At 59.2% G+C, this 21,214-nt stretch carries 11 protein-coding genes, 9 pseudogenes and 1 other annotated feature; of the genes and pseudogenes, 8 read left to right on the plus strand and 12 right to left on the minus strand.

Annotated elements, in window-relative coordinates; all coding sequences use genetic code 11:
* The first annotated feature begins 183 nt into the window (after positions 1-183).
* Both dnaN and gyrB read left to right on the plus strand, forming a co-directional pair.
* Complete coding sequence (dnaN, locus tag PHO31112_RS12920; protein WP_010806666.1) at positions 184-1,290, plus strand: DNA polymerase III subunit beta; 1,107 nt, start codon at positions 184-186, stop codon at positions 1,288-1,290.
* A gap of 179 nt (positions 1,291-1,469) precedes the next feature.
* Positions 1,470-3,947 (plus strand): DNA topoisomerase (ATP-hydrolyzing) subunit B, encoded by a 2,478-nt coding sequence (gyrB, locus tag PHO31112_RS12925; protein WP_150620858.1) that lies wholly within the window; start codon positions 1,470-1,472, stop codon positions 3,945-3,947.
* Between the two features lie 389 nt (positions 3,948-4,336).
* Here the strand turns inward: gyrB and PHO31112_RS12930 are convergent.
* The 3 genes and pseudogenes from PHO31112_RS12930 to PHO31112_RS12940 form a co-directional block, all read right to left on the minus strand.
* A pseudogene (locus PHO31112_RS12930) lies at positions 4,337-4,914 on the minus strand (N-6 DNA methylase); the annotation flags it as partial.
* Between the two features lie 200 nt (positions 4,915-5,114).
* The gene (locus tag PHO31112_RS12935; RefSeq protein WP_150620859.1) at positions 5,115-6,026 is read right to left on the minus strand and encodes a hypothetical protein; all 912 of its coding nucleotides are present in this window, start codon (positions 6,024-6,026) and stop codon (positions 5,115-5,117) included.
* A gap of 953 nt (positions 6,027-6,979) precedes the next feature.
* Positions 6,980-7,915, minus strand: a pseudogene (locus PHO31112_RS12940) (IS3 family transposase); the annotation flags it as partial.
* Here PHO31112_RS12940 and PHO31112_RS12945 point away from each other — a divergent pair.
* Positions 7,866-8,321, plus strand: a pseudogene (locus PHO31112_RS12945) (IS110 family RNA-guided transposase); the annotation flags it as partial. The pseudogenes PHO31112_RS12940 and PHO31112_RS12945 overlap by 50 nt on opposite strands.
* Before the next feature lie 227 nt (positions 8,322-8,548).
* Here the strand turns inward: PHO31112_RS12945 and PHO31112_RS12950 are convergent.
* Positions 8,549-8,665, minus strand: a pseudogene (locus PHO31112_RS12950) (transposase); the annotation flags it as partial.
* Positions 8,666-9,085: 420 nt separating this feature from the next.
* Between PHO31112_RS12950 and PHO31112_RS12955 the strand changes: the two are divergent.
* Together PHO31112_RS12955 and PHO31112_RS12960 are read left to right on the plus strand one after the other, a co-directional pair.
* On the plus strand, positions 9,086-9,325 hold the full coding sequence (locus tag PHO31112_RS12955; protein ID WP_217427026.1) for a hypothetical protein: 240 nt from the start codon (positions 9,086-9,088) through the stop codon (positions 9,323-9,325).
* A 107-nt stretch (positions 9,326-9,432) separates the two neighbouring features.
* Positions 9,433-9,672, plus strand: a complete 240-nt coding sequence (locus PHO31112_RS12960; RefSeq protein ID WP_150620861.1) for a hypothetical protein — start codon at positions 9,433-9,435, stop codon at positions 9,670-9,672.
* A gap of 143 nt (positions 9,673-9,815) precedes the next feature.
* On the opposite strand, the pseudogene PHO31112_RS12965 reads toward PHO31112_RS12960, so the two are convergent.
* The 3 genes and pseudogenes from PHO31112_RS12965 to PHO31112_RS27595 all read right to left on the minus strand — a co-directional run.
* Positions 9,816-10,085: pseudogene (locus tag PHO31112_RS12965) on the minus strand (hypothetical protein); the annotation flags it as partial.
* A 110-nt stretch (positions 10,086-10,195) separates the two neighbouring features.
* Positions 10,196-11,405 (minus strand): IS3 family transposase gene (locus tag PHO31112_RS12970; protein ID WP_150620891.1). Its coding sequence is split into 2 segments (ribosomal slippage): positions 10,196-11,081 and positions 11,080-11,405, totalling 1,212 coding nucleotides; the frame shifts between segments, so codons are not numbered across the junction.
* Between the two features lie 117 nt (positions 11,406-11,522).
* Entirely contained in the window at positions 11,523-13,454 is a 1,932-nt protein-coding gene (locus PHO31112_RS27595) for a hypothetical protein (RefSeq protein ID WP_246178126.1), read from the minus strand.
* 1,227 nt (positions 13,455-14,681) lie between these two features.
* Between PHO31112_RS27595 and PHO31112_RS12980 the strand changes: the two are divergent.
* A pseudogene (locus PHO31112_RS12980) lies at positions 14,682-15,098 on the plus strand (IS110 family transposase); the annotation flags it as partial.
* Here the strand turns inward: PHO31112_RS12980 and PHO31112_RS27600 are convergent.
* A pseudogene (locus tag PHO31112_RS27600) lies at positions 15,039-15,323 on the minus strand (Tn3 family transposase); the annotation flags it as partial. The pseudogenes PHO31112_RS12980 and PHO31112_RS27600 sit on opposite strands and share 60 nt — an antisense overlap.
* A gap of 109 nt (positions 15,324-15,432) precedes the next feature.
* On the opposite strand from PHO31112_RS27600, the pseudogene PHO31112_RS12990 reads away from it, so the two are divergent.
* Together PHO31112_RS12990 and PHO31112_RS27915 are read left to right on the plus strand one after the other, a co-directional pair.
* Positions 15,433-16,518 (plus strand): annotated as a pseudogene (locus tag PHO31112_RS12990) (transposase).
* Positions 16,407-17,027: a tyrosine-type recombinase/integrase gene (locus PHO31112_RS27915; RefSeq protein WP_150620862.1), complete on the plus strand. Its 621-nt coding sequence runs from the start codon at positions 16,407-16,409 to the stop codon at positions 17,025-17,027. Before PHO31112_RS12990 ends, PHO31112_RS27915 begins: the two are co-directional and overlap by 112 nt.
* Here the strand turns inward: PHO31112_RS27915 and PHO31112_RS13000 are convergent.
* The 4 genes and pseudogenes from PHO31112_RS13000 to PHO31112_RS13015 form a co-directional block, all read right to left on the minus strand.
* The gene (locus PHO31112_RS13000) at positions 16,948-18,738 is read right to left on the minus strand and encodes a hypothetical protein (RefSeq protein ID WP_150620863.1); all 1,791 of its coding nucleotides are present in this window, start codon (positions 18,736-18,738) and stop codon (positions 16,948-16,950) included. The two genes, PHO31112_RS27915 and PHO31112_RS13000, sit on opposite strands and share 80 nt — an antisense overlap.
* Before the next feature lie 135 nt (positions 18,739-18,873).
* Positions 18,874-19,332 (minus strand): annotated as a pseudogene (locus PHO31112_RS13005) (IS3 family transposase); the annotation flags it as partial.
* Positions 18,991-19,107: a sequence feature (AL1L pseudoknot), on the minus strand. (Overlaps the previous pseudogene by 117 nt.)
* Positions 19,333-19,441: 109 nt before the next feature.
* Positions 19,442-20,674 (minus strand): hypothetical protein, encoded by a 1,233-nt coding sequence (locus PHO31112_RS13010; protein ID WP_150620864.1) that lies wholly within the window; start codon positions 20,672-20,674, stop codon positions 19,442-19,444.
* A gap of 250 nt (positions 20,675-20,924) precedes the next feature.
* Positions 20,925-21,110, minus strand: coding sequence for a helix-turn-helix domain-containing protein (locus tag PHO31112_RS13015; RefSeq protein ID WP_217427027.1), 186 nt, complete (start codon positions 21,108-21,110; stop codon positions 20,925-20,927).
* Positions 21,111-21,214: the final 104 nt, after the last annotated feature.

The following is a 21,214-nucleotide window of genomic DNA, read 5'->3' on the forward strand; positions in this document are numbered from 1 at the left end:
GGGTGCGGTTTGGGGGGAACTGGCGTTTTCGGGCACAATAGCGGATCGGCGCACAATGCGTCCCCTGTTCGTCCACAGCGGTTTCCGCCCTGTTATCCCTTCCGCAAGCGATTGATTGATAAGGGAATCTTCGGGTTTTCAGCAAAAACTGATACCCGTTAACAGCTACTACGAAGGATAAATATGCAATTGGTCAAAACTCAACGAGACAATCTGCTGCGGCCGCTGCAAATTGTGAGTGGCATCGTCGAGCGTCGCCATACGTTGCCGATTCTGGCCAATTTGCTCATTCGCAAGCACGGACAGGACATTTCCTTCCTGTCGACCGACCTTGAGTTGCAGATCACGACCACCGCCGATTGCGGTGCCGGCGCCGATGATGTGGCGACGACCGTGGCGGCGCGCAAGCTGCTCGACATTCTGCGCAACATGCCGGATGCCGAAGTGGCGCTGTCGCTGTCGGACAAGCGTCTGACGGTGCAGGCCGGCAAGAGCCGATTCCAGTTGCTGACGCTGGCTGCCGAAGATTTCCCGACCGTGGCCGCAGCGAAGGACTATGCTGCGAGCTTCGAGCTGCCGCAGCGTGCGCTGCGTCAATTGCTGGGCATGGTGCATTTCGCCATGGCGCAGCAGGACATCCGTTACTACCTGAACGGCATGCTGCTCGTGGTCGAGGGCGAGAAGATCGAAGCGGTGGCAACGGACGGTCACCGACTGGCGTACTGCAACACCACGATCGAGGGTCAGAATTTCGCGCGTCAGGAAGTCATCATCCCGCGCAAGACGATTCTCGAGTTGCAGCGTCTGCTCGAAGACATCGACGACAAGGTGAAGATCGATGTGGCGCCGAGCCAGGTCAAGTTCACCTTCGCGAATGTCGAGCTGGTTTCGAAGCTGGTCGAGGGTAAGTTCCCCGACTTCAACCGTGTGATTCCGAAGGGTTACAACAAGAGCTTCGTCATCAGCCGCGAAGAGTTGCATCGGTCGTTGCAGCGCGCGGCCATCGTGACGTCGGACAAGTTCAAGGGCGTGCGTTTCCTGGTGAGCGAGAACCTGCTGAAGATCAGTGCGAGCAACGCGGAAACCGAAGAAGCGCAGGAAGAACTCGAGATCGATTACACGGGCGAGTCGGTGGATATCGGCTTCAACGTGACGTACCTGCTCGACGTGTTGTCGAACCTCAAGGTCGAACAGGTAAAGGTGAGTCTTGGCGACGCCAACTCGAGCGCCCTGATTACCTTGCCGGACAACGACGAATTCAAATACGTCGTCATGCCGATGCGCATTTGAGCGGATATTCCGCCATACGCGCCGTCATATGCGCGAAGGGGCCGAGTGCCCCTTTGGCGTTTCTAGAGAATTATCCTTTTGCAGGATAAGCCTGCCTTCGCGGCGCCAAAAGCACGCGGGGGTGGCGGGTCATGAAGCAGTAATTCGTCAGTTAATGACGCAGTAACCGGAAGATTGTCATGAGCGAACAGCAAAAGCAGGCCGACAGCGGCTATGGTGCAGCCTCCATCCAGATCCTTGAAGGTCTGGAGGCTGTGCGTAAGCGTCCCGGCATGTACATTGGCGACACGTCGGACGGCACGGGCCTGCATCACTTGGTATTCGAGGTGCTGGACAACTCGATCGACGAGGCGCTTGCGGGTTACTGCGACGACATCCACGTGATCATTCACGCGGACAATTCCATTTCCGTGACGGATAACGGTCGCGGCATTCCCACGGGCATCAAGTTCGACGACAAGCACGAGCCGAAGCGTAGCGCTGCGGAAATCGTGATGACCGAGCTGCACGCGGGCGGCAAGTTCGACCAGAACAGCTACAAGGTGTCGGGCGGTCTGCACGGCGTGGGTGTGTCGTGCGTCAACGCGCTTTCTACGTACCTGAAGCTGACCGTGCGTCGCGATGGCAAGAAGCATTTCATGGAGTTCCACCGTGGTGTGCCGCAGAACCGCGAGCTGGAAGTCGTCGACGGTATCGAGACGTCGCCGCTGAAGCTCCTGGGCGACACGGACAAGCGTGGCACGGAAGTGCACTTCTTGGCTGACGAGACGATTTTCGGCAAGGTCGAATTCCACTACGACATTCTCGCCAAGCGTATGCGCGAGCTGTCCTTCCTGAACAACGGCGTGCGGATTCGTCTGACGGATCAACGCACGGGCAAGGAAGACGATTTCGCGTTTGGCGGTGGCGTGAAGGGCTTCGTCGAGTACATCAACAAGTCGAAGTCGGTGCTGCACCCGACGATCTTCCATGTGACGGGCGAGCGCGACGGTATCGGCGTGGAAGTCGCCATGCAGTGGAACGACAGCTACAACGAGACGGTGCTGTGTTTCACGAACAACATTCCGCAGCGTGATGGTGGCGCGCACTTGACGGGGTTGCGCGCGGCGATGACGCGCATCATCAACAAGTACATCGACGAGAACGAACTGGCGAAGAAGGCCAAGGTCGAGACGACTGGCGACGACATGCGCGAAGGGTTGACGTGCGTGCTGTCGGTGAAGGTGCCGGAGCCGAAGTTCTCGTCGCAGACGAAGGACAAGCTGGTGTCGTCGGAAGTGCGTGCGCCGGTGGAAGAGTACGTGGCGAAGGCGCTGGAAGAGTTCCTGCAGGAAACGCCGAACGACGCGAAGATCATCTGCGGGAAGATCGTCGAGGCGGCGCGTGCGCGCGATGCTGCACGCAAGGCGCGTGAAATGACGCGTCGTAAGGGCGTGCTCGATGGCGTGGGTCTGCCGGGCAAGCTGGCGGATTGTCAGGAGAAGGATCCGGCGCTGTGCGAGATCTACGTGGTCGAGGGCGACTCGGCAGGCGGCTCGGCGAAGCAGGGCCGCGACCGGAAGTTCCAGGCGATTTTGCCGCTGCGCGGCAAGGTGCTGAACGTCGAGAAGGCGCGTTTCGACAAGTTGATTTCGAGCGAACAGATCGTGACGTTGATTACCGCGCTGGGTTGCGGTATTGGCAAAGACGACTACAACATCGACAAGTTGCGTTATCACCGCATCATCATCATGACCGATGCTGACGTGGACGGTGCGCACATCCGCACGCTGCTGCTGACGTTCTTGTACCGTCAGGTGCCGGAGCTGATCGAGCGGGGTTATGTGTATATCGCACAACCGCCGTTGTACAAGATCAAGCACAACAAGGACGAGCGTTACATCAAGGACGAAAGCGAGCTGGGACAGTACATGCTCAAGCTCGCGCTGAACAATGCCGAGCTGATGCCGACGACGGGCGCTGTGCCGATTACGGGCGACGCACTGGGCGAGCTGACGCGCAGCTACCAGTTGTCCGATGGTGTGATCGAGCGTCTGAGCCGCATTTACGAGTCGTCGGTGCTCACGGCAGTGACCGAAGGTGTCGAGATCGATCTCGGTAGCGAAGCGTCGGCACAGGCCTCGGCCAAGGCGCTGGAGGCGGCATTGAGCAACGATCCGCTCGCCCCGGAGATCACGATCACGGCGGTGATGGAAGATGTCGAGAATGCCGAACCGGCACCGTCGCTGCGTGTGGAGCGCCGTCATCATGGCAACGTGAAGGTGACGGTGATCGATCAGGACTTCCTGCAGACGGCGGACTATGCGCAATTGCAGAAGACGGCCGAGACGTTCAAGGGCCTGATTGGCGAAGGTGCGATGATCAAGCGCGGCGAGCGTTCGCAACCGGTGGCGAACTTCAAGTCGGCGATGAAGTGGTTGATGGCCGATGCGGAAAGCAAGGTCTCGAAGCAGCGCTACAAGGGTCTGGGCGAAATGAACGCCGAGCAGTTGTGGGAAACCACGATGGACCCGACGATGCGCCGCCTGCTGCGCGTGCAGATCGAAGACGCGATCGCTGCGGACGGCATCTTCACCACGCTGATGGGCGACGATGTGGAACCGCGTCGCGCGTTCATCGAGTCCAATGCACTGCGTGCTGGGAATATTGATGTTTGATTGTGTCTGTTGTCGTAGGGCGCCAGAGTATGTGCGACTGGCGCCACAGTTTTGCGACTGTGGGACCGAGTTTGTGCGACTGACCTACCAAGGCGAGAAAGTTTCCAAGATGCTGCGTTTGCCCGAGAGATAAAATTAAGTCCGAAATCGCAGCGGCGCGTTGGCAAACGGATACACCTGCATGGCAGCGCGTTCGTAACGCGAAGGGCGGGAGGTCGATGCACCTCCTCTCCACCAAAGATATATCCAAAGCAGTACACCGAAGTCCTGAAACCCGCGTAGCCAAAAGGCTCCGCGGGTTTTCATTTCCATTTTTCTCCAAGGGTATTCGCTGACATCCAGGGGCAATGGGGGGGCAACTGGCAGATCTAACTTCGGGTTGCCGCTTGCGCGCGCTGGCCCGTGGCGGGCTCTTGTCCATCCAGCGTGACGATTGCCGAAAGGATGGTGGAGATGGGTTGCGGGGTGTAGAACTCACCGGCCTTCTTGCCCGAGCCTGCCGCGAACCGGCCGCTAAGGTATTCATAGGCATCACCCAGCGTGTCGCTGTCGGTTGAGAACTGACTCAATCCATCCGCAATTTCCTTGATGATCTTGCACGGGCGGGCATTGCGCTTCGTGTACGTTTTGCCCAGCTTGTCCGAGGCCAAGTTGATCTCGGAGAACAAGCCTCGGAAAGTGCTGGCGAAAGGTTCGGTCTCGATGTAGCTCAGGCCCCGCTGGAGTGTCTTCAGCAACTCGCTATCTTGGATCCGCGCCATCTCCGCAATGTTGCCCCACAGGTATTGCGGCTCGATCACGTAGTGCACCTTGCGGCGCATCTGTTTCTCGAACGCTGGCACATCGGCGAGGTTGTCTTCATACCAAGCCTGAAGTGGCGCGTGTTCACGCCAGTTTGATTCAATACGTCGGCAGGGAGGTCTGGGTAGTCGGTTCCTAGTTCTTTTCTTGCTGCCGCCTCGTAGTTGCCATATGCGCCTATTGGCGATCACAGCGGTAACTCGTTGATTTATCGGGGCCTAGAGTTGCATGGACTCTGACGCCCTACGGTAGCGTAGGGAAACGGAATTGGTGAGATGACGCATGACGTCACGTCAATTGAGCCGAAATAGGTGGCCCTTCGCCAACGGGTTTTCCGACCAGACAGTTCGCGAGACAACCTGCGAGTCACATCGACGCCGCGCCATCCTTGCGGAGCCGGTCGTCGGCGCGCTTCTTCAGCGTGCCGTCTGCGCGCAGGTAATTTTTCAGCGCGCTAGACGTGACGCCGTACTGCCCGGCCACGCCGTCAAGCCCCCCCGCCTCATCGATCCTCTGCTTGCCGAGGCACCGCCACTCCTGCAACATCTCGGGGGTGATGTCCTTGCCCGGCGGATTGAGCCGGTTCTCCGCGGGCTTCGTCAGCGTGCCGTCTGCACGCAGGTAATTTTTCAGCGCGGCCGATGCGACGCCGTACCGCCTGGCCACGCCGTCAAGCCCCCCCGCCTCATCGATCCTCTGCTTGCCGAGGTGCTGCCACTCCTGCAACATCTCGAGGGTGATGTCCGCGCCCGGCGGGTTGAGCCGGTCCTCGGCGCGCTGCGTCAGCGTGCCGTCTGCACGCAGGTAAACTTTCAGCGCACCAGACGCGACGCCGTACTGCCTGGCCACACCGTCAAGCCCGCCCGCCTTACCAATCCCTTGCTTGCCGAGGTGCTGCCACTCCCGCAACATCTCGAGGGTGACTTCCGCGCCCGGTGGGTTGAGCCGGTCCTCGGCGGGTTTCGCCAGCGTGCCGTCTGCGCGCAGGTAATTTTTTAGCGCGCCAGACGCAACGCCGTACTGCCTGGCCACGCCGTCAAGTCCCCCCGCCTCATCAATCCCTTGCTTGCCGAGGCGCTGCCACTCCCGCAACATCTCGAGGGTGATGTCCGTGCCCGGCGGATTGAGCCGGTCCTCGGCACGCTTCGTCAGCGTGCCGTCTGCACGCAGATAATGTTTCAGCGCGGCCGATGCGACGCCGTACTGCCTAGCCACGCCGTCAAGCCCGCCCGCCTCATCAATCCCTTGCTCGCCGAGGTGCTGCCACTCCCGCACCATCTCGGTGGTGACCGTCGCTCTCCCGCGCCCCGTGCTAGTTTCTCTGCGGAGGATTTGGGCCGGCGGAGGCATTAAACCGGCACATCTCCCACTGTCTGCGTCCTGTGGCGCTACGCGCTTTCGATGGCAACCGCCGGCATGCAGCCCCTGAGTTTCGGGGTGCGGCGATCGTTGGGCCGAGGTTGACGGCATGCCAGAGAACGCATCGGTATGCGACGCCGGTATCCCTTGCATGTCCAGCACTGCGTCAAGTATTACTGCTGTCGAGGGGCGAGATGGATATTGAAGCGAACTCGGCGGTATGCCAGAGAACGCACCGGTATGCGATGCCGGTATCCCTTGCATGTCCAGCACCGCGTCAAGTATTGCTGCTGTTGAGGGGCGAGACGGGCGTTGAGGCGAACTCGATGGCATACCGGATGACTCACTGGTCTGATACACCGCGTACACGCTGGCGGCCAGCGTAGTCGGCGGTAGTGCGCTCTGTCGGGGCGATGCTGAGATTGATGCAGCCACTGAGGGCTGGAGGCGTCGGGCCTCTGCGCCGGAAACGGGAAGCATGGCGTTGCCTGATAGAAGTTCCTGTTCGCGATGTGCCTGCCATCGCTAGATGGCCCATTGTGGGCAGTCTCACTGTTACATAAGCTCGCCATAGGCGCTTGCATGAATCGCTCACTGGGGTGGCAAGCCGCAGCCCCCGCCGTGCGCTTGCCAGACCCACTTGGCCGCTTTCCCGTGCGCCGCTACACCTAGTGCAACCGGTCTTTAGACGATGATCGAGGCATTGACCGCGCTGAATCAGGGGCTGCCAAAATTCACGCGTCACCCTGCGCCCGATAGGCAAGAACCGCATCTGTCTCATGCCGCTCGCCGCACAACCCGATCCACCGAACTTGCAGCGTGTGAAAGCGGAGATAGGTATCTACTGGCCTGCTCGTGACCCTGACCCAGAATTAGTCCCGGTCGGAAGTAGAAATTTCCGGCTTCGGGGTTCCGTCTGTCGGGGCGCGCTGCCGCGCCCGACGGGCGAATTCGGCGGGTGTCTCCCACTGCAATGCGGAGTGGGGACGGCTCTCGTTATAGTACTGCCGCCAAGCGGCGATTTTGCCTCGGGCGTCGTCCAGCGACAAGAACCAATGCTCGTTCAGACATTCTTGTCGGAAGCGTCCGTTGAAGCTCTCGACCTTGGCGTTGTCGGTGGGTGTTCCCGGTCGACTGAAATCGAGTTCGACGCCGTTTTCATAAGCCCACCGATCCATCGCTTTCGAGATAAATTCGCTGCCATTATCGACTTTTATCGTCTGCGGCACACCGCGCTCGGCCACAATCATCGTCAGGACTCGCACGACGTCCTCCCCCTTCAAGCTCTGCCCGACATCGATGGCCAAACTCTCCCGCGTGTAATTGTCGACCACTGTCAGAGCACGTAAGCGTCTACCGTCAAACAATGCGTCGGAGACGAAGTCCATGCTCCATATCTCATTGATGGCCGTGACGATGCTCTTGGGTTGGCGCACCCGCGCTGATTTGTTTCGCTTTGGCCGCTTATGCCGCAGCGATAAGCCCTCGGCTCGATAGAGCCGATAGACCCGTTTGTGGTTGTCCTGCCAGCCTTCTCGCTGCAACATCACGTGCACTCGGCGATAGCCGTAATGTACGCGAGTCGCGGCAATCTCTTTGATGCGCGCAAGCAATGCCGACGAGTCCCGAGCTACCGATTGGTATCCGTACAGTGACCTCGACATGCGAAATAGCGCGCACACTTTGGTCAGGCTTGCCCGATACCGATCACGCAACTCGTCGATCAGTGCCCGTTTGCGAGAAGGCTTCAGAGCTTTTTTGCGTGAACTTGACGGTCGAATCTCCGGTTTTGACAAGCGCATTGATGCTGTCTTCAAGGCCAGTGAAACATGCCAGCGCATCGCGAAGATCGAAGGCGTCGGCCCGAAAACAGCCACCGCCATTGTGGCCGCTGTCTCGGACCCTAAAGACTTCAAAAACGGGCGTCATTTCTCCGCATGGCTGGGCTTGGTGCCTCGCCAGTGCTCAAGCGGCGACAAAACGAGACTCCAGGGAATCAGCAAACGCGGTGATCGACATCTGCGAACACTACTGATTCATGGCGCACGAGCGGTACTGCGAACTGCCCCCACCAAACAGGATAGGAAGCATGCTTGGGCTTTGGCGCTTCAAGAGCGGCGTGGCGCAAATCGTGCGATCGTCGCAATGGCCAACAAGATGGCTCGTACCATCTGGGCCATACTCGCCTCAGGTCAGCCTTACCGTCCTGCGTGACCTAACCTCTACCAACGATGCGTTGATGACTGACAGTGGCACACCGGTCGATCCGGCGAACAGGGAACCTGATTTTTATAACGGCCCTTGATGTCTTCCAGTTGTTGAGGCCTGTTCGTGCGGATTTCCACTTAGGCGCAGGGCTTACCCATGACGCCGGATATATGTACGCAATCGACTTCCGTGCTATCAAAACATCAACTTGCTATCCAGGGTAGTCCATATATGTAGAACGTCGCCTCGCTGATTCCCAGCTTACGGCACACCTCTTCGACCTTCGTACCTAGCTCCACCTGCTTCAAGGCAAACGCGATCTGTGCTTCCGTGAACTTGCTCGTCTTCATGGCATGTCTTCCGTTTCAAACTCTCAAAATCATGCCGGATTTTCTATTTTTCAGCGGTACTGTTTTCTGGGGTAGGGTCAATTTTGATAATTCCCGGAAAGTTCCGATCAAATATCAAAGAGGGCCCTACTTTCAGGAAGATTTCCGGTGGAATGTGGATTGATGTAAACGCATCCGTGTTGAAAGTTAATTTTCACGGGAAAATCACGAAATTATCATTTTTACTTCATCGAATCGATGATTACGGTACCTAATATAGAGGCAACGCAGAAAGTAAATTATCGACGTTTAACCCGGTGGTGTACCAATAGGGAAAATCAACAAATTCCAAACTGATTTTTAGTGAGGAATTCCAAAAAACAAGAGCAGTAGGCGCCGCTAAATATGGCGGTATTCATTGGTTTGATAAAGGAGCATCGTATGCGTACTCTTTCTCTCCATGAAGTGGAACTTGTTTCTGGTGCAAGCGTTGGCGACGCTGTTGCTATAGGCACGGTGCCGGGCTGGGGTATCGGCGCAAGCATAGGTGGCCTTGGCGGCCTCATAATTGGCGGCCCAATTGGTGCTGCAGGTGGTGCAGCTATCGGATCGGTGGCAGGAACAGTGATCGGTGGGGTAATTGGCGGGGTAGGTTCGCTTTTTGAGTGGTGGGGTAAGTAATTTTTCCGACAACCCAGCCCAACTAACTGTATTTACAGTAGGCGAATCTAAGAAGTAGGCGCTGCTAAAGATGGCGGCATTCATTGGCTTAAATAAAGGAGCATTGTATGCGCACTCTTTCTCTCCATGAAGTTGAACTTGTTTCTGGTGCAGGCGTTACTGACTTTATTGATGAAGGCATGGTGTCGGGCGCGATGATGGGTGGAGGCATAGCTAGCTTTGTCGGCTTAGGAATTGGCGGCCCAATTGGTGCCGTCGCTGGTCTCGCCGTTGGTGCCGCTATCGGATCGGCGGCAGGAACGGTGATCGGTGGAGCAATTGGCGGGGTGGTTTCGCTTTTCGAGTAGTGGGGGTAAGTAACTTTTTCGACACCCCAGCCCAACTAACTGTATTTACAGTGGGTGAATCTAAGAAGCCCTCGCGCGAAAAAGGCTGACTGTACTGAAAGGTGGCTCAGATTTACTTTGCGCGAAGTGGCTCAGTATTACTTTGCGCGCAACAACGTATCCAGCAGCGTCGGTGTGTAGCGCCGAAGTTGGGTGAAGCCGTCGCCGACCAAGGCTAGAAAATCGAAGTCCTCCGGTCGAGCCAACGCCTCCGCTTCGTTAATGCTGTCGCTGAACGCATCCCATGGGATGATCGACTCAATGGCGGCGAACGGATCACCGCCCGACTGCTCGGCTTCCAGTAAGGCGCGGCCGATTCGAGAGTAAAGCCGAACCTTGGCGTTGATTGCCTTGCCCGACTGCTGGAAGCGGTCCGCATGGTTGCGCCTGGCCCTGCGCGAGAAGCCGAACACAGCGACATCGATACGCTTGCTGTCGAGGGGGGAGATGGATTGGAGTTGCCCCTGTAATTCCGGACACAGCATCACACTAAAGTTGCTGAATCCATCGCGCGGCGAAACGCTCGTGGCGAGCGATATTTCAACGCGCTATGGGGATGCTTCTCGTTGTAATGCTCGAAGACGATAACCAGGTTGCGTGCCGCAGTCGCCGCATCCGGTTTCGGCATGAAGGCCACGTAATCGCGTTTCATCGTTTTTACGAAGCTCTCGGCCATGCCGTTACTTTGCGGGCTGCGCACGGGCGTGGTCAATGGCTTCAGACCGATATCCACGGCAAACCGGCGTGTCTCGTCGGCCGTATAGCCCGAGCCGTTGTCGCTCAACCATTCGATTTCGGATGGCGTATGCAAGGCAGCACCGAAGCGATTTTCTACCGCCGCCAGCATCACGTCGCGCACGATGTCACCGCTGTGGCCTGCCGTCGTAGCGGCCCAGCTCATCGCTTCGCGGTCGCAGCAGTCCAGCGCGAACGTCACACGCAACGGCTCGCCGTTGTCGCACCGGAACTGGAAGCCGTCCGAACACCAACGCTGGTTGCTGCGCGCCACGGCCACCTTGCCGTCGTGTCGCCGCTGCGGACGGGGTGGCGCAGGACGCCGCTCCATCAGCAGACCATGAGTGCTCATGACGCGATAGATGCGTTTTGCATTGAACACCTGCAGCCCAATGGCTTGTCGTTCTTCGCGCAGCATGCCCCAGACACGACGATAGCCGTAGCTCGGCAAATTTCCAATAATCCGGCGGATTTCCTCCACCACCGGCGCATCAGCGGTTTGCCTGGACTTCCGACCATCCTGCCAGTCTGCAGGACGCGCAAGCAGTGCCGAAACGTTCGAGCGCGACACACCGAGAACTTCGCAGACCCGTTTCACTGCTCGTCGCCCGGCAACAATGGCGCGTGCGCGATCCTTTTTTTGCTCGGCCATATTCAACTGCTTCGCGGAGAATCTCGTTCTCCACAACCTTCTTGCCGAGCATCCGTTGCAGCTCACGAATCTGTTTGAGCGCATCGGCCAGTTCCGACGCCGGAACCACTTCCTCTCCAGCTTTGACCGCCGACAGGCTTCCGCCTTGGTACAGCTTGCGCCAGTGGAACAACTGGTTCGGATTCACGCCGTGCTGCCGAGCCACCAGCGAAACGGTCTTCCCCGGCTCGAGGCTCTCGCGAACCATTGCCATTTTCTGTTCCGCCGTCCAGCGCCGCCGACGCTCAGGGCCCGTCAACACATCCATCATTTCCTGCCGGGTGTTAGTCAAAAACACAGTCTTATGCCTACCCGTTATTTTAAGTGGGAGACTGTGTCCGGTGTTTCAGGAAGCTACTCCATCGACATCCTGTTGTCCGTGATGTTAGTGAGCAGCGCGAAGCGCGCGTGCCGCCGAGCGGATGCGTTTCGCGGCATCTCGCGCCGTATCGGAAACGTTCGTCCAGTCGTGGTGCCACCGTTCTATGACCTGTGCGGCGTCAGCAAGCGTACGCGATGCAACTACGTCACGTATTTCGTCCACCACATCATCCCACCACTCGGCAGACTCGGCGTCGCTCGCGCGAGGATCGATCGCAGTGCGGTAGATCGCTTTCGCGCGATCGACACTCAGTGAAGGTGTCATGGCATTTTCCGACCAGACTGTCCGCGTGCCAGCCTTGCGGAGCCGGTTCTCGCCGAACGGGGTGAGGCTGCCGTCGGCACGAAGGTAATGTCGCAGTGCCGTAGCCGGGACATTGTCCCGCCTAGCCACGCCGTCAAGCCCCCCCGCCTTGTCAATCCCTTGCTTGCCGAGGCACTGCCACGCCCGCAACATCTCGGGGGTGATGTCCGCGCCCGGCGGGTTGAGCCGGTCCTCGGCGGGCTTCGTCAACTTGCCGTCTGCACGCAGGTAATTTTTCAGCGCGCCAGACGCGACGCCGTACTGCCTAGCCACGCCGTCAAGTCCCCCCGCCTCATCAATCCCTTGCTTGCCGAGACGCTGCCACGCTCGCAACATCTCGAGGGTGATGTCCGTGCCAGGCGGGTTGAGCCGGTCCTCGGCGCGCTTCGTCAGCGTGCCGTCTGCGCGCAGATAATGTTTCAGCGCACCAGACGCGACGCCGTACTGTTTGGCTACGCCGTCAAGTCCCACCGCCTCATCAATCCCTTGCTTGCCGAGATGCTGCCACTCCCGCAACATCTCGAGGGTGATGTCCGTGCCAGGCGGGTTGAGCCGGTCCTCGGCACGCTTCGTCAACGTGCCGTCTGCATGAAGGTAATTTTTCAGTGTGCCGGACACGACGCCGTACTGCATGGCCACGCCGTCAAGCCCGCCCGCCTCATCAATCCCTTGCTTGCCGAGACGCTGCCACGCTCGCAACATCTCGAGAGTGATGTCCGTGCCAGGCGGGTTGAGCCGATCCTCGGCGGGCTTCGTCAACGTGCCGTCTGCACGCAGGTAATTTTTCAGCGCGCCAGACGCGACGCCGTACTGGCTGGCCACGCCGTCAAGCCCCCCCGCCTCATCAATCCCTTGCTTGCCGAGACGCTGCCACTTCCGCAACATCTCGAGGGTGATGTCCGTGCCAGGCGGGTTGAGCCGGTCCTCGGCGGGCTTCGTCAGTGTGCCGTCTGCACGCAGATAATGTTTCAGCGTGTTGGACGCGACGCCGTACTGTTTGGCTACGCCGTCAAGCCCCCCCGCCTCGTCTATCCCTTGCTTGCCGAGATGCTGCCACTCCCGCAACATCTCGAGGGTGATGTCCGTGCCAGGCGGGTTGAGCCGGTCCTCGGCGGGCTTCGTCAGCGTGCCGTCTGCACGCAGATAATGTTTCAGCGTGTTGGACGCGACGCCGTAATGCCTAGCCACGCCATCAAGCCCCCCCACCTCATCTATCCCTTGCTTGCCGAAGTGCTGGCACTCCCGCAACATCTCGAGGGTGACGTCTGTGCCAGGCGGGTTGAGCCGGTCCTCGGCGCGCTTCGTTAGCGTGCCGTCCGCACGCAGATAATTTCTCAGCGCGACAGACGCGACGCCGTACTGCCTGGCCACGCCGTCAAGTCCCCCCGCCTCATCAATCCCTTGCTTGCCGAGACGCTGCCACTTCCGCAACATCTCGACGGTGACTTCCGTGCCAGGCGGGTTGAGCCGGTCCTCGGCGCGCTTCGTCAGCGTGCCGTCTGCGCGCAGGTAGATTTTCAGCGCACCAGACGCGACGCCGTACTGTTTGGCTACGCCGTCAAGCCCGCCCGCCTCATCAATCCCTTGCTTGCCGAGACGCTGCCATTCCCGCAACATCTCGGTAGTGACCATCGCTCTCCCACGCCCCGTGCCAGTTTCTTTGCGGAGGATTCGGGTTGGCGGAGGCATTAAATCAGCGTCGCTGCTACTGCCTGCGTTCTGTGGCGCCACACGCTTTCGATCGCTGCCGCTGGCATGCAGCCCCTGAGTTTCGGGGTGCAGCGATCGTTGGCCTGAGGTCGGCGGCATGCCAGAGAACGCATCGGTATGCAAAGCCAATTCGTCCTCCAGGTCCAGCACCCCTTCGAGTATTGCAGCTGTTGAGGGGCGAGACGGGTGTTGAAGCGGACTCGGCGACATGCCAGACAACGCACCGGCACGCGACGCCGGTACCCCTTGCATATCCAGTATCGCGTCAAGTATTGCTGCTGTTGGGGGGCGAGATGGATGTTGAAGCGGACTCGGCGGCATGCCAGAGAAAGAGAACGCATCGGTATGCGACGCCGGTACCCCTTGCATATCCAGCACCGCGTCAAGTATTACTGCTGTTGGGGGGCGAGATGGATGTTGAAGCGGACTCGGCGGCATGCCAGAGAAAGAGAACGCATCGGTATGCGACGCCGGTACCCCTTGCATGTCCAGCACCGCGTCAAGTATTACTGCTGTTGGGGGGCGAGATGGATGTTGAAGTGGACTCGGCGGCATGCCAGAGAAAGAGGACGCATCGGTATGCGACGCCGGTACCCCTTGCATGTCCAGCACTGCGTCAAGTATTGCTGGTGTTGCGGAGGAAGGTGGGCGTTCCGGCCAACTCGACGGCATGCCGAATGACTCACCGGCCTGATACACCGCACGCACGCTGGCGGTCAGCGTCGGCGGCTGCTGTGCGCTTTGTCGGGGTGGTGTTGAGGTTGATGCAGCCACTGAGGGCTGGAGGCACTGAGCCTGTGCGCCGGAAATGGGAAGCATGGCGTTGCCTGATAGAAGTTCTTGTTCGCGATGTGCCCGCCATCGCCAGATGGCCCATTGCGGGCAGTCTCACTGTTACATAAGCTCGCTATCGGCACTTGCATGAATCGCTCACCGGGGTGGCAAGGCGATCATACGCCGGTATTTTGAACTCCACTCCGGCTGACTGAGCGCCATCGTTGGTGTCAGTAAAATCGTCAGCATCCGCCATTCATCTGGTGAATGATATGAACGCCCCCCACCCATCGCTATGTGTCGCGTCGGTGGTCGGCGGCCGCCACTGAATAGAAATCGGTGATCATATTGGCCTACTCAGCCGGAGGTTCCGTCATGACGCCTACGATCATGGGTGTTGACATTGCAAAAAACGTAATGCAGGTGCACTGGGTGGATCCGGAAACTGGCGAGATCGTGAACAGACCTATCAAGCGGGCAGCGTTTCTCGAATATTTTGCGAATCGTAAGCCTTGCCTCATTGGGATGGAGTCCTGCGGCGGATCCCAACACTGGGCACGGCGATTGATCGAAATGAGCCACCAAGTGAAGTTGATGCCAGCCAAATTCGTCAAAGCGTTCAACATCCGAAACAAGAACGATGCCGCCGATGCACGCGCCATCTGGATGGCGACACAGGTGGCGAGCAAGGAAGTTGCTGTAAAGACCGAGGCGCAGCAGGCAGTGCTCGCGTTGCATCGTATGGAAGATCACGAGATTGGCGATCAGATGGTTATACTTAATGATCTTCAATTGATCGTCGCGCACGTTCTCCGCGATGATGTCGGAACCGAAATACGCCCACTGTGCAAACTTATTGAAGCCTTCGCATTTGTTCTGCGCCGCCTGCATGACGCGACGCAGGTCTTCGTGGCTGATGTATTCGAGCAGAAATATCGTGTGCACCACCCGACCCAGTTCCTGGAATGCAAAGTAGAGCCTGTTTTTCCGGCTTGCTGTACCTAGTCGGACCAGAACAATGCGGAGAGCCTCACTACGCAAGGCTCCGGCCCCTGAACGGTGTTGTTGGATTTGCAGGAAGCGGGCATATTGACGGGTGAGTCCTGCAATTTTTGATGAGGTGCGGATGGGGCCGAAGACGCCTGTGACGGAGCAAGACTTTTTCCGGCATCCGCTGCGCGAACAGATCAACCTGAAGCATTCGTTGGTACGCCTGGCCGATCTAATCGATTGGGATCGGTTGAGTGCGTCGATGAGCGAGAGCTTTGTGTCGCGCAAGAGACGGCCCGCGACGTCGCCGCGCCTGATTGCTGGATTGCTCTATTTGCAGCACGCCTTCGACTTGTCCGATGAAGAGGTCGTCTGGCAATGGGTCGAGAATCCTTACTGGCAGGTCTTCACGGGCGAAACCTACTTGCAGACTGAGTCGCCGATCGCCCCGTCAAGCCTGACGCGTTGGCGCAAGCGGCTTGGCGAGGCCGGCGCTGAGGAGTTGCTGGCCGAGACGATCGAAGCGGCCAAGCGCGCCGGCGTAATCAAAGCGTCGAGCGTGAAGCGCGTGATCGTCGATACGATGGTGATGGAGAAAGCGATTGCGCACCCGACTGATTCGAGGCTGCTCGAGCGGTGCCGCGAACACTTGGTGAAGGCTGCCGCCCGGCACGGCCTGAAGCTCAGGCAGAACTACAACCGGGAGGCGCCGCGTCTGGCAGGTCAGATCGGTCGTTACGCGCACGCCGTATGAATTCGGCGTGAAAGTGTCGATCACGACGACCTACAAGGAAGGGTTGGTGGTCGGCGCCCGCTCGATGCCCGGCAATCCGTACGATGGGCACACGCTGGCCGAGGCACTGGAGCAGGCGTCGATCTTGAGCGACGTCAAGCCGGAGGTCGCCATTGTGGACCGCGGCTACAAGGGTGTCGTAATCGACGGCGTGAAGATTTACCACCCGGGCTTGCGACGTGACATCACCCGCGGACTACGCGCGATGATCCGGCGACGCAGTGCCATCGAGCCGATCATCGGCCACATGGAGGCGGATGGAAACTGGATCGGAACTGGCTCAAAGGCGCGCTGGGCGACGCGATGCACGCAGTGCTGTGGGGTGCCGGTCACAACCTGCGGATGATCCTGAGGAAGCTCCGGCTTTTTTACGCCTTCATTCTCATCGCTTTGCTAAACAACGGTCTCGCCGCTGCCGCTACAACTTGAACCTGACAGCAGGTAAAGCGATTTGTTCAGGGCCGACTACCCAGCTTCGACGTCGCTCCAGCATCCAACACCCCACCCAGCGCATTGCCCCCACCCAACCCCGCCGCAATTGCTCCAAGGAACCGGCCGTGCTCTTGTTCACCTACTACCGTGGCGAAAGGCTGACGCGCAACGGCGTCGACTCGATCCTGCAAAAAGCCGTATCGCGCGCGGCAGGCACTTGTCCTGCTTTGAGCGGAAAATACATCTCGCCTCACGTTGTTCGGCACACGACGGCCATGTATCTATTGCAGTCCGGTGTTGACATGAGCGTGATCGCATTTTGGCTCGGCCACGAGAACCTGAACACGACGCATATCTACATGGAAGCCGATCTCGCGCTCAAGGAGAAGGCGCTGAATCGGCTTCAGCCGGCAGGGCAGGCATCCATTACATCTCCACGCCACCCTTGCGGAGCCGGCCCTCGGCGCGCTCCGTCAACGTGCCGTTTGCACGAAGATAATGTATGAGCGCGGTAGACGCGACGCCGTACCGCGTGGCTACGCCGTGAAGCCCGCCCGCCTCATCAATCCCCCGCTTGCCGAGGCGCTGCCACGCCCGCAACATTTCGAGGGTGATGTCATTGCCCGGCGGATTGAGCCGGTCCTCGGCGCGCTTCGTCAGTGTGCCGTCTGCGCGCAGGTAAGTTTTCAGCGTGCCGGACACGACGCCGTACTGCTTGGCCACGCCGTCAAGTCCGCCCGCCTTGTCAATTCCCTGCTTGCCGAGGTGCCGCCACGCCCGCAACATCTCGAGGGTGATGTCCGTGCCCGGCGGGTTGAGCCGGTCCTCGGCGCGCTTCGTCAGCGTACCGTCTGCACGAAGGTAATCTTTCAGCGTGCCAGACACGACGCTGTACCGCGTGGCCAAGCTGTCGAGCCCGCCCGCCTCATCAATTCCCTGCTTGCCGAGGCGCTGCCACGCCCGCAACATCTCGAGGGTGATGTCCGAGCCGGCCGGGTTGAGCCGGTCCTCGGCGCGCTTCGTCAGCGTGCCGTCTGCACGAAGATAATTTCTCAGCGCGACAGATGCGACGCCGTACTGCCCGGCTAAGCCGTCAAGCCCGCCCGCCTTGATAATCCCCTGCTTGCCGAGGCCCTGCCATTCTCGCAACATCTCGAGGGTGATGTCCTTGCCCGGCGGATTGAGCCGGTCCTCGGTGCGCTTCGTCAACGTGCCGTCTGCACGAAGGTAATTTTTCAGCGTGGCAGACGCGACGCCGTACTGCCTAGCCACGCCGTCACGCCCGCCCGCCTTGTCAACCCCCTGCTTGCCAAGGTGCTGCCACGCCCGCAACATCTCGAGGGTGATGTCCGTGCCCGGCGGGTTGAGCCGGTCCTCGGCGCGCTTCGTCAGCGTACCGTCTGCGCGAAGGTAATCTTTCAGCGTGCCAGACACGACGCTGTACCGCGTGGCCAAGCTGTCGAGCCCGCCCACCTCATCAATTCCCTGCTTGCCGAGGCACTGCCACTCCCGCAACATCTCGAGAGTCACTTCTGTGACGGCCGGGTTGAGCCGGTCCTCGGCACGCCTCGTCAGCGTGCCGTCTGCACGAAGATAATTTTTCAGCGTGCCAGACACGACGCCGTACTGTCTGGCCACGCCGTCACGCCCGCCCGCCTTGTCAATTCCCTGCTTGCCGAGGTGCTGCCATTCCCGCACCATCTCCGTGGTGACCGCCGTTCTTCCGTGCCCCCTGCCAGTTTCTTTGCGGGGGATTTGGACCGGCGGAGGCATTAAATCAGCATCGCTGCAACTGCCTGCGTCCTGTGACGCTACGCGCTTTCGATCGCTGTCGCCGGCATGCGTCTCCTGAGTTTCGGGGGGCAGCGATCGTTGGGCCGAGGTCGACGGCATGCCAGAGAACGCATCGGTATGCAAAGCCAATTCGTCTTGCATGTCCAGCACCGCGTCAAGTATTGCTGCTGTTGAGGGGCGAGATGGGTGTTGAAGCGGACTCGGCGGCATGCCAGACAACACACCGGTATGCCACGCCGGTACCCCTTGCATATCCAGCACCGCGTCAAGTATTGCTGCTGTTGCGGGGGGAGATGGGCGCTCCAGCCAGCTCGACGGCATGCCGGATGACTCACCGGCCTGATACACCGCGCGCACGCTGGCGGCCAGCGTAGTCGGCGGTTGTGCGCTTTGTTGGGGCGGTGCTAAGGTTGATGCAGCCACTGAGGGCTGGAGGCACCGAGCCTCTGCGCTGGAAACGGGAAGCATGGCGTTGTCTGATGAAAGTTCTTGTTCGCGATGCGCCTGACCGCAAGTGACACTTTTACTGTCGAAATAGTGACAGTTTTAATACGGTCCACGCATGTTGGCCTGCCAGACACGCTGGATTTCCGGGCACAGCACGCCATCGCGCTTCGCACGGGCGCAGCGCTTCGATGGATCACGAAGCTGAGCCGCATGGCGCCAGTAGGCCTACGGGGCAATCCGCAAAACCTTGCAGATTGACTCGACCCCGAAGGTGCCGCGATGCTGATCGATGAAGGCCTTCAGGACTTGATACGGCGGTCGAGCTCCGCCTAGGCGAAAAACGCGCTCGCCAGCTTGAAAATCTCGTTGGTCTTGCGCAATTCCTTATTCTCGCGCTCCAGCACCTTCAGGGCGCTCACGCTCGTTCGTCGTCAGACCAGCACGTTCGCCGTTATCAATTTCGTCTCGCTTGACCCAGTCGTGCAGCGTTTGCGGCGTGCAGCCGATCATCGGTGCAATCGATTCGACCGCCGCCCACATCGACGGATGCTCGCTACGCTGCTCGCGCATCGGGCGTACTGCGCGCTCCCGGACTTCCGGGGAAAACTTGCTCGATTTCTTGTTCGTGGCTCCGTTCTCTCAAGAGTTGGAGCCTCCTCAAATCCCGGGGCGATTCAGTTCACTCTGCCTCGGCCATGACAAGACGCGTTATGGTCACGTGCTCCGCGCCAAGCCGACGGAGTCCCATGGCACTACCGTCCACGATTTGCTGATAGAAATCTTGCGAGAATCTTAGGTCGGCCTTAATCGTCACGTTGTATTCCTGGGTGTGGTTCTTTATTTCAAATGTGCTCCGCACAGTCCGGGTTTGGTGAAACTCGGTGGGGATTTGCCACGTAATCCTCGCACTTGACGATACATGGTCCACCTCGTCGTCCGTTAGAAACTTCTTGCAAAAGTCATCGTCCTCCCGCAAGGAAGCTTGCCACTGGACAACTTTGGCACTCAGCAGCGTCGAATAGCGTTGATCGATGAGCAAGGCGGCAACATTGGTCGCTCCGTCACCCTTCATTATGGCAGCATCCAAGTCCTTAGACTGTGGGAGATGATCTTTGGCCTGGACTCGGCTTCCATCGGCGAGGACAAACTGGACATCGCCTGTCCGGCCGAAGTCCAACCAGTATTGCTCCCGATGAGTGTTACCAATGGTATTGCCAGTTGGCCCGTTATCCCTCTCAAGCTCTTGATTGATCCCGGCTTGAAGCACCGTCTGTGTCGCCTTCTCGATAAGTGACTGGTCTCCGATGCGGGCCTCGAACACTCGGCGGATCTCATTTCCCGTCAGCCCACCCTCGCCGCCCTTAAAGCACTCCGCGACTATCGGAAGTCTCAGAAATTCGCCGTCACCGAACCCGAGCTTAAGGGCGAGCACACACTCATCTCCCAGCAATACTGGCCGATCAAGCGCCTCCCACCGTGCGTCCTCCGTCAGGTTCTTTAGCAGCCGTGCGCAAGCTGCCGCTTCATCCGGCGGGACTAAAAAACTGGGCTCATCCGGTTCTCCAGAATGGCTCGGCCGATATTCCCCCATCTCCAGCAACTTTGCTGCGATGACTGCCGTGCACAGGTCATGCAGAACCTGCTTTTTTGCACCGCCTCTGAACCAATCCTTAATTTTGTCCCAGCACCCCATATGGGAGAACCTCCTCCGGAAGCTCTCCCGCCCCTCCGGGGCCGTCAGATTGTAGTCTTCAAGTGAACGGAGGTTGTCGATACGGTTCCGGCTTGGCTCAAAGCCATAATATTGGTATTTGGTAATCTGCATTGTCATCACCAGTTGTTGTGGTGTGGCGGGTGCCAAAAGACGCTCGCCATGTAAGTGACACTCGTACGCTGACGGTTCGGTGCTCACCAGCGTGAGCCCATTCCTGGCCCGAAGAGCACAAAAGCTAGCGCGCCCGTGCTGAGGACAAGCCTATGCTAAGCATCGGGACATGGCTTTCACGATTTGGTCACTTGGTCCCACCTGACGCTGGACCTCCACTCAAAATTCAATAGAGGTGCAATCTCCCACATCGCAAAAAATTGGCGCTAAGTGGGGTAGCGCGCACATAGCCGCCAAAAGTGCCATTTGCGAATATGGACGTCGCTGCCCGACAGTCTCAGCCTGACTCGGTTGTCTTGGCAGCGGCGAGGATCCGATAGACGGTGGCCTCGCCCAGGTTGAGCTGGCGGGCAATACTGACTTTAGTCGTTCCGAGCGACGCCAACTGCAGGACCGCATCCCGAAGTTCAGGGGCAATCGGCTTGCGCCCCTTGTATCTGCCCGCCGCCTTGGCTTTGGCCACGCCTTCGCGCTGGCGCTCGAGTGATCCGCTTTAGGAATCTTGGACCGATCCGAGCGCGAGTTTTGCGGCAAACTTCACCCTGAACCGGGAGGTGGTTTGTCATG

Source organism: Pandoraea horticolens (assembly GCF_902459555.1).
Taxonomy (GTDB): Bacteria; Pseudomonadota; Gammaproteobacteria; order Burkholderiales; family Burkholderiaceae; genus Pandoraea; species Pandoraea horticolens.